Origin of the sequence: Streptomyces soli, from assembly GCF_003999195.1 — a bacterium.
Classification (GTDB): Bacteria; Actinomycetota; Actinomycetes; order Streptomycetales; family Streptomycetaceae; genus Actinacidiphila; species Actinacidiphila soli.
Window position 1 is genome coordinate 1 of record NZ_RJVR01000256.1, and the last position, 8,679, is coordinate 8,679.

The following is an 8,679-nucleotide window of genomic DNA, read 5'->3' on the forward strand; positions in this document are numbered from 1 at the left end:
CGGCGCGGCCGCCGCCCTCGTCCACCGCCGGTTCGGCACCCTCGTCGGCGCCACCGGACGCGGGCGCGCCGGCAGCCGCGGCCGCGCGCGCGCCGAGTTCCTCAGCGGGCGTGCCGCACCCCGGGCATGACAGGGCGCCATTGATGTGCCGTCGGCAGGCGGAGCAGTAGTCCATATTCCGGGCACAATATGTGACTACTTCCCAGAGTGCGCACAAGAGTTGCTCACGATCCCGTGTGGATCTCGTGAAGCCTGTGACGTATGTGTTTACGTCTGCGCTTCAACCCCCAAATGGAACATCCGGCATACCCTGCCCCGCATCGGGCACCACCAGCACCGATCCGGCGAGCGGCTGCGCGGCCAGCGCGCGCTCGTCGAGCCCCGTCGTGGCGGTCGTGATGTAGAGGTCGGTGAGCTGCGGACCGCCGAAGGCACAAGCGGTCGGTCGCCCGGCCGGCACCTCGACGACGCGGTCGAGCTTGCCCTTGGGGGTGTAGCGGCGCACCGCGGAGCCGTCCCACAGGGCGACCCAGACGCAGCCGTCGGCGTCCACGGTGAGGCCGTCGGGGAATCCGGCACCGTCCTCGAGCGTGGCGAAGGCGCGGCGCTTGCGTACGTCGCCGGTGGCGGGGTCCACGTCGAAGACGTCGACGCGCCGGGTGGGGCTGTCCACGTAGTACATCTGCGTGCCGTCGGGGCTCCAGTCGGTGCCGTTGCTGACGCTGACGTCGTCCAGGACCGGGACCGCGGTCCCGTCCGGGAGGACCCGCCGCAGGGTGCCGCCGCCGGGGGCCTCGTCGTACCGCATCGTGCCGGCCCAGAGCGTGCCGGCGGCGTCCACCGCCGCGTCGTTGCCCCGCCGGCCCGGCACCGGCTCGCGGTGCAGCCAGCGGAAGGTGCCGTCGGCGTCGTAGAGGCCCACGCCGTCGCGGAGGTTGACCACGATGCCGCCGCCGGCGCGGGGCTTGGCGGCGCCGACGTGCTGCTCGGTGGCCATCAGGGACTCCCCGCCGGACCCGGGGTCGTACCAGTGGACCCGCGCGGCGAGGATGTCCACCCAGATCAGCCGGGCGGCCACCGGATCCCAGGTCGGTCCCTCGCCCAGTACCGCATCGGCCTCGAAGGCCAGCTCTATCGCCATGCTCACGCTCTTCCCTCCCGGGCGGCGGCCCCGGTTGACCTGGCACGTCCCGCCTTACGCCTGCCCGGTGTGCCCGGCACGCAAGCCGGCACCCAAGCCGCTCTCACAGCACGCGCCCCCGATGGCCGAGCCGCTCCGACAGCTCGGCGGCGCCCTTGACCGCCAGCTCCTTCAGCTCCGCCAGCCGCTCCTCGCTCCAGCGGATCATCGGTATGGAGATGCTGAGCGCGGCCACGACCTGTCCGGCCGAGTCCCTCACGGGCGCGGCGACGCACGACACGTCGGGGTTGGACTCGCGCTGCTCGACCGCGATACCGCGATCGCGGATCGCGGCGAGTTCGCGGCGCAGCTCGTGCGGCGAGGTGATGCTGTGCGGGGTCATCGCGGCCAGCGGCCGCTCCTCGGGGAGCCGGGCGTCCAGGGCGTCGGGGCGCAGCGAGGCGAGCAGCATCTTGCCGACCGAGGTGCAGTGGGCGGGCAGTCGCCGCCCGGCGGCGGAGACCATGCGTACCGCGTGCGTGCTGTCGACCTTGGCGATGTAGATGACGTCGGTGCCCTCGAGGATCGCGACGTGCACCGTCTCGTCGCAGGTCTCGGCGACCGTGCGGGCCACCTGCTGCCCCTCGGCGGCCAGGTCCAGCTGCTCGGCGTAGCGGCTGCCGAGCTGGTACGGCCGTACCCCGAGCCGGTAGCGGCCGGGCTGTCCAGGCAGCGGTACGAGATAGTTGCGGGCGGCGAGCGTGGTGACGAGTTCGTGCACCGTGGTGCGCGGCAGACCGAGCTTGCGGGTGATCTCGGGCGCGGACATGGTGCCGTCGCCTTCGAGGAAGAGCTCCAGGATGTCCAGGGCTCGGGTAACGGCTGGTACCAGGCGTCCCATCTCTGCTCTCTCCGACGACTTGTTCGAGTGATCGACGTTCGAGATTCCGGAAGTTGATCGGTATGGCGAACGCGAGTGTACGCAGCGTATCGGCCGCCGCCTTTCCTCGGCAACGGTCCCGTCACCCCTGACGCCACGCCGAAGATCTACCTGTCCGTTAAACGATTGGGATGATTTGTTAGCTTCTGTAAGCCGATCGCCCCATCATCACATTTTGTGTCAGATGAAGGTAATAGATCCGATTTACTGGCCATTCCTCCCCTCACTACGCCTACGGGGGTGTCGTGACGATCTCGCCGAGCAGCACCCGGCCGACCACCGACCAAGAGCCCACGATCGTGCCGGCCCCCGCGTCAAAGGCCGCAGAGGCAGCTGACTCGGGGGCGGATTCCGTTCCCGTGTACGACTACGAGCGCTTCAGCCGTCTCGCGGGACCCCTGACAGAACCCGATCTGAAGCCCGGTCAGACCTATCGCGTCCAGTACCGCAGCCTGCTCGCCGAGAGCCGGCACAAAGTACGCACCGCCTTGCTGCTCTCCGCCGCCCCCGTGGTCTCCCTCCTGCTGCTCGTCTGGCTGATGCAGCCTCAGCACTGGGTCCACCGCCAGTTCGTACCGCCCTGGGCGACCATCGCCGACAACGTGATGCTGGTGTCCATCGGGCTCATCGAGCTCTTCCGTGTGATCACCGTCATTTCCAACGCCCACGCCACCCTCGTCGCGCGCGACCCGGTGCCGGTCACCGCGGAACCCGGCACCCGGGTCGCCTTTCTGACCACCTTCGTGCCGGGCAAGGAGCCGCTGGAGATGGTCCGCGCCACCCTGGAGGGCGCCGTCCGGCTCCGCCACGACGGCCCCCTGGACGTCTGGCTGCTGGACGAGGGCGACGACCCCGAGGTCAGGCGACTCTGCGACCGGCTCGGCGTGCACCACTTCAGCCGCAAGGGCGTCGAGAGGTGGAACCAGCCCAAGGGCGCCTTCCGCGCGAAGACCAAGCACGGCAACTACAACGCCTGGCTCGACGCCCACGGCGACGACTACGAGTTCATGGCCTGCGTCGACACCGACCACATCCCACTCCCCAACTTCCTTGAGCGGATGCTCGGTTACTTCCGCGACCCCGACACGGCCTTCGTCGTCGGCCCCCAGGTCTACGGCAACTACGAGAACGCCGTGACCAAGGCCGCCGAAAGTCAGCAGTTCCTCTTCCACGCCCTCATCCAGCGGGCCGGCAACGCCTACGGCGCCCCGATGTTCGTCGGCACCAACAACGCCGTCCGGGTCTCCGTCCTCCAGCAGATCGGCGGCCTGTACGACTCCATCACCGAGGACATGGCCACCGGCCTGAAGATCCACGGCACCCGCAACCCCGAGTCCGGCCGCCGCTGGCGCTCGGTCTACACCCCCGACGTGCTCGCCGTCGGCGAGGGCCCGTCCTCCTGGACCGACTTCTTCAGCCAGCAGCTGCGCTGGAGCCGGGGGACGTACGAGACCGTGCTCAAGCAGTTCTGGAAGGCGCCCTTCACCCTGTCACCGGGCCGATTCCTCAACTACGGCCTGATGGTCACGTACTACCCGATGTCGGCCGTCAACTGGATCCTCGGCGCCCTGTCCTGCACCCTCTTCCTGGTCTTCGGTGCCTCGGGCGTGCACATCGACTCCTCGGTCTGGCTGATGCTCTACAGCGACGCCGCCGCCCTGCAGATCGGCCTCTACATCTGGAACCGGCGGCACAACGTCAGCCCGCACGAGCCCGAGGGCTCGTCGGGCGCGGCCGGGATGGTCATGTCGGCGCTGTCCGCCCCGCTCTACACCCGGTCCCTGGCCGAGGCGCTGCTGCGCCGCAGGTCCGGGTTCGTGGTCACCCCGAAGGGCGACTCGGCCAGCCCGGACCGGCTCGCCACCTTTCGCATCCACCTCTTCTGGGCGGCTGTCTCCGGCGGCTCGCTCATCGCCTCCTTCTTCCTCGGAAACACCCATGTCGCGATGCGCACCTGGGCTGCCCTGGCCCTGGCCATCGCCCTCTCCCCCATCGCGGCATGGCAGGGCGCGGTACTCCGCGACCGGATCCGCGCACGCCGCCTGGAGAAGGTCGCCGCCACATCCCACCCGTTCGAGCAGCGCAGCCCCGCGTAAAGGAATCCGCCGTGAGGTACCGCCCCAGCCCACAGCTCCGCAAGACCGCGCTCGGTGCCACCGCGCTCGTCGCCCTGGTCGGCCTGAACGCCCCGGCCGCCGTCGGCTTCGCCGAGCGCGCCTACCACCATTACAAGATCAATCAGCCCGGGTACAAGGCCGCGTACGGCCACTGGGACCTGCTGGACGTGCCGCACCAGTTCCGGATCAACGCCATTCACGCGGCCCTGCTGCACACCGGCAAGGTGCTGCTGATCGCCGGCTCCGGCAACGACCAGCGCAACTTCAACGCGGGCAAGTTCCAGAGCATCCTGTGGGACCCGTCGGACAACTCCTTCAAGGAGATCAACACCCCCAAGGACATGTTCTGCGCGGGCCACGCCCAACTGCCTGACGGCAAGCTCCTGGTGGCCGGCGGCACCGCCCGCTACGAGAAGCTGGGCGGCGACGTCACGCGGGCCGGCGGCGCCATGCTGATCAAGAACGAGGACCCCGACAAGCCCCGCCTCTTCCGCAAGGGCACCATCTTCCGCGGCGCCTCCGGCCTCGAGTACCGCTCGCTCTTCGACGTGCTCGTACCACGCGCCTCGAAGAAGATCACCAAAGCCAAGGGCAAGGGCAACGGCAAGGGCAAGGGCAAGAACAGGGCCAAGTCCACCGTCAAGGTCACCGCCAGCGAGGCCCGCGTCTACGTCGAGGCCACCGTCCAGGGCGAGAAGGGCATCAGCAACACCGCCGACCAGTACGAGATCGCCGGCCTCAAGGGCAAGGACACGGACAACCTCTACGGGCTCGCCGCCAAGCTCGGCCTCGACAAGAAGGACTTCCAGGGGCTGCGCGAGGCGTACGAATTCGACCCCGTCGCCGAGCGGTACATCCCGGTCGCCTCCATGGCCGAGGCCCGCTGGTACCCGACGCTCGTCACCCTCAGGGACGGCCGGGTGCTCGCCGTCTCCGGCCTCGACGACATGGGCGAGATCATCCCTGGCAAGAACGAGATCTTCGACCCCAGGACCCGTAAGTGGTCCAAGGGTCCCGACCGTTACTTCCCCACCTACCCGGCGCTCTTCCTCACCCAGGGCGGAGACCTCTTCTACTCCGGCTCCAACGCCGGTTACGGCCCCGCCGACAAGGGTCGCGTCCCCGGCATCTGGAATCTGAAGAAGAACACCTTCACACAGGTCCCCGGCCTCACCCGGGCCGACCAGACCGAGACGTCCACCTCCGTGCTGCTGCCACCCGCGCAGCGCCAGCGCTTCATGCTCCTGGGCGGCGGCGGTGTCGGCGAGTCCCACAAGTCCACCTCCCGGACCGCCCTGGTCGACCTCAAGGCGAATAAGCCGCGCTACGCGGACGGTCCCGAACTGCCCGAGGGCACCCGCTACCTGAACGCCGTCCTCACCCCCGACGACACCGTGTTCACCACCGGTGGCTCCGGCGACTACCGCGGCAAGCGGGCCAGCGACATCCTCAAGGCCCAGTTCTACGACCCCGCCACGAACTCCTTCTCCCCCGCCGCCGCCCCGACCGTCGGCCGCGACTACCACACCGAGGCCCTGCTCCTCCCCGACGGCCGCATCGCCGTCTTCGGCTCCAACCCCCTCTTCGCCGACAAGGACGACACCCAGGCCGGCGTCTTCGAGCAGCGCATCGAGGTCTACACCCCTCCCTACCTGTACGGCGACCAGAGCGGCCGCCCGCGTCTGTCCCAGCGCGTCCTCCGGCTGGAGCGCGGCGGCTCCACCGAACTCGACGTCGCCGACCCGGCCGGGGTCGCCAAGGCCCGTCTCATGCGGCCCAGCGCGGTCACGCACGCGACGGACGCCGAGCAGCGCTCCATCGAACTGACGGTGCGCAGGAAGGGCGGCGGCTCGCCGAGCGTCCGGATCCCCGACGACCCGACGCTGGTGCCCACCGGCTGGTACATGCTCTTCGTCACGAACGCCGACGGCACGCCGTCCCACGCCCAGTGGGTGCACGTGAGCTGAACCGGCCCGAACCCGCGAACCCGCGAAGACACCAAGCGCCCCCGGCCACCAGGCCGGGGGCGCTCTCGCGGTTCGGGAAGTTACTGCGCCTCCGGGTTGAACGGGAAGCCCGGCAATGTGTCGGATCCGCGGGCCAGTTCGAGGGCGTAGGAGGACCACCACTGGCCGGCGGCCGGGGCGCCGCGGCAGGCGCCGTCGGACTCGCCGGGGCGCTTGACCCAGAGGTAGGCGTCGACGATGGCACTGCCGGTGACCGTGGTGGGCACCTGGCCGAGTGCGCGGTGCGGGGGGTTGCACCAGGTCTCGGCGTCAGCCGGTTCAAGCCAGGGGCCGTTGCCGTTGCGACTGGTGTCGATGACGTAATGGACGCCACCGAGCTTGGCCGACAGCCTGTCCCCGTAGTCCTTGCTGACCTGCGTGGTCTGGAAGTTGGACACATTCAGCGCGAAGCCGTCGGCGTCCCGGACCCCGGCCTGCCACAGCGCCTCGACCAGTTCCCGCTGGTCGGGGATCCACCCCGCGTTGCCCGCGTCCAGATAGACCTTCGTACGCGGCAGCGCCTTGAGCGTCTTCACCGCCTCGCCGATCAGCTCCAGCCGGTTGCCCTCCAGCTCGGCGCCCGCGCAGCCGACGACCAGTTGCGCGACGGCGTCCGGCTCGAGGATCACCAGCGCCTTGCGGTCCTGGATGCCCTCGGCAAGCCGCCGGACCCACTGCCGGTAGGCGTACGCGCTGGGGGCGCCGCCCGCCGAGAAGTAGCCGCAGTCGCGGTGCGGGATGTCGTACGCGGCGATGACCGGGATGCGGTCCTGGTAGGCGGCGGCGGTGGTGATCCGGCGGACCTCGTCCTCGGGATCGCTGTCGCCGACCCAGGTGGCCATCGGCTGGTCGGCGATACGGCGCAGCAGGGCGGCGTCCTGCTGCCTGCCCCGCGCCTCCCAGGCCTCGGCCTGGCGGGCGGCCCGGCTGTCCGGATTGACCCAGAACGGTGACGCGCCCGGGGCAACGGTGTCGGTGTCGGTGTCATGGGCGGCCACGGGAGCCGCCATCGCGAGGCCGCAGGCGAGTAGCGCGGCCATGACGAGGGATCCCGTCGAGGTTCGTTCCATTCGCATGTGATCAACCGTCACATGCGAAGGCGCGAGCCGCCGCTTATGATGCGCCGAACGTGCGCCGAAATCTGACGACAGGTCACGATACGGCCCCTTGGGTGACACCACGCATCCGGCCCGGAACAGGGTCGTTGAGCAGGATCCACACGTGACCAGGGAAAGGGACGATCGTGAATCGTATCTCCAGAGCGGCCGTCCTGACCGCCGCCGCAAGCGCGGCCGTGCTCGGCACCGCGGGCGGGGCCATGGCCCACGACGGCGGCCACGGAGCCTCCGCGAAGGGCATTGCCGCCGGCTCCCCCGGCGTCGTCAGCGGCAACCTGATCCAGGTCCCGATCGACGTGCCGATCAACGTCTGCGGCAACAGCATCAACCTCGTCGGCCTCGTCAACCCGACGATCGGCAACGTCTGCGTCAACCACTGACAGGGCACACCGGAGGCCGCCGGAGAGGATGTCCTCTCCGGCGGCTTCGGACGTGTTCGGGGCACCTACAAGCCGTTCGTGTAGGCGAAGAGCCGCGCGGTCCCGTACCCCCCGTCGATCGGGACGTTCCGCGTCGCGTTGCCCGACAGCCACTTGGACAGCGTCGCGAAGTCGGCGTCGCCGTACGTGTCCTTGTAGAGCGCGGCGATGCCGGCCACGTGCGGCGCGGCCATGGCGGTGCCGTCCATGTTGCGGAAGGTGCCGTTGAGGAAGGAGGACAGGATGTCCGTACCCGGCGCGTGGATGTCGACGCAGGGTCCCCAGTTGCTGAACCAGGACCGGTGGTCGGTCTCGTCGATCGCCCCGACGGCGAAGGCCTGCGGGGAACTGGCCGGGGAGACGAAGCAGGCGTTGACGTTGTCGTTGCCCGCCGCGACGACCGGGAAGACGCCGGCCTTCGACAGGCCCTCGACGGCCCGGTTGGCGGCGAGTGACCACCGACCGGCCACCGAGATGTTGGCGACGGCCGGCTTCGCCGCGTGCCCGGCCACCCAGTCGATGCCCGCGATGAGGGCGGAGTTCGTGGTCCGCGAGGCGCAGGGGAAAACCCGTACGGAGACCAACTGGGTCTTGCGGGCGACCCCGGTGTAGCTGCCGCCGACGGTCCCCGCCACATGCGTGCCGTGCCCGTTGCAGTCCGCGCCGTTGTGGCCGTCGTTGATCGCGTCGTAGCCGGGGACGGCCCGCCCCCCGAAGTCGGGGTGCGAGTACTCGATGCCGGTGTCGATGATGTACGACGTCACCTTGGCGCCGGTGGCCTTGACGGAGTAACCGATGCCGTCCAGCGTGCGGTGGTTGATCCGGGTCAGCCCCCAAGGCACGAAGCCGCCGAGGCTGCGCGGCGACTGCTGGGCGGCGGGGGGCGCGGCGGACGGCGTGACGGGGGCCGCCGGGGGCTCTGCCGGGGCCGTGGGCGCCTGCGCCGGGGCCGCGGGGGC

8 protein-coding genes are annotated in these 8,679 nt (G+C 70.0%); 3 read left to right on the plus strand and 5 right to left on the minus strand.

The genetic code is table 11. From position 1 onward, the window contains the following. The 3 genes from EFK10_RS53810 to EFK10_RS26225 all read right to left on the minus strand — a co-directional run. Window positions 1–175: SCO2400 family protein (locus EFK10_RS53810; RefSeq protein ID WP_456318733.1), on the minus strand; the 175-nt coding region annotated here is incomplete at its 3' end. Between the two features lie 105 nt (window positions 176–280). After that, the gene (locus EFK10_RS26220; protein ID WP_127358137.1) at window positions 281–1,141 is read right to left on the minus strand and encodes an SMP-30/gluconolactonase/LRE family protein; all 861 of its coding nucleotides are present in this window, start codon (window positions 1,139–1,141) and stop codon (window positions 281–283) included. 103 nt (window positions 1,142–1,244) lie between these two features. Continuing rightward, window positions 1,245–2,021, minus strand: coding sequence for an IclR family transcriptional regulator (locus EFK10_RS26225; RefSeq protein WP_127358133.1), 777 nt, complete (start codon window positions 2,019–2,021; stop codon window positions 1,245–1,247). A gap of 284 nt (window positions 2,022–2,305) precedes the next feature. Here EFK10_RS26225 and EFK10_RS26230 point away from each other — a divergent pair, with 284 nt between their 5' ends. After that, entirely contained in the window at window positions 2,306–4,156 is a 1,851-nt protein-coding gene (locus EFK10_RS26230) for a glycosyltransferase family 2 protein (protein WP_127358134.1), read from the plus strand. 11 nt (window positions 4,157–4,167) lie between these two features. Beyond that, the gene (gene glxA, locus EFK10_RS26235) at window positions 4,168–6,144 is read left to right on the plus strand and encodes a radical copper oxidase GlxA (protein ID WP_127358135.1); all 1,977 of its coding nucleotides are present in this window, start codon (window positions 4,168–4,170) and stop codon (window positions 6,142–6,144) included. A gap of 80 nt (window positions 6,145–6,224) precedes the next feature. Here glxA and EFK10_RS26240 read toward each other — a convergent pair whose 3' ends face one another. After that, window positions 6,225–7,259 carry a glycoside hydrolase family 6 protein gene (locus EFK10_RS26240; RefSeq protein WP_240677464.1) on the minus strand — a complete coding sequence of 345 codons (1,035 nt, stop codon included), beginning with the start codon at window positions 7,257–7,259 and terminating at the stop codon, window positions 6,225–6,227. Window positions 7,260–7,426: 167 nt separating this feature from the next. Here EFK10_RS26240 and EFK10_RS26245 point away from each other — a divergent pair, with 167 nt between their 5' ends. After that, window positions 7,427–7,681 (plus strand): chaplin, encoded by a 255-nt coding sequence (locus tag EFK10_RS26245; RefSeq protein ID WP_127358136.1) that lies wholly within the window; start codon window positions 7,427–7,429, stop codon window positions 7,679–7,681. A 65-nt stretch (window positions 7,682–7,746) separates the two neighbouring features. Here the strand turns inward: EFK10_RS26245 and EFK10_RS26250 are convergent. Beyond that, window positions 7,747–8,679 (minus strand): S8 family peptidase (locus tag EFK10_RS26250; RefSeq protein WP_164836151.1); only part of this gene is annotated, 933 nt, incomplete at its 5' end.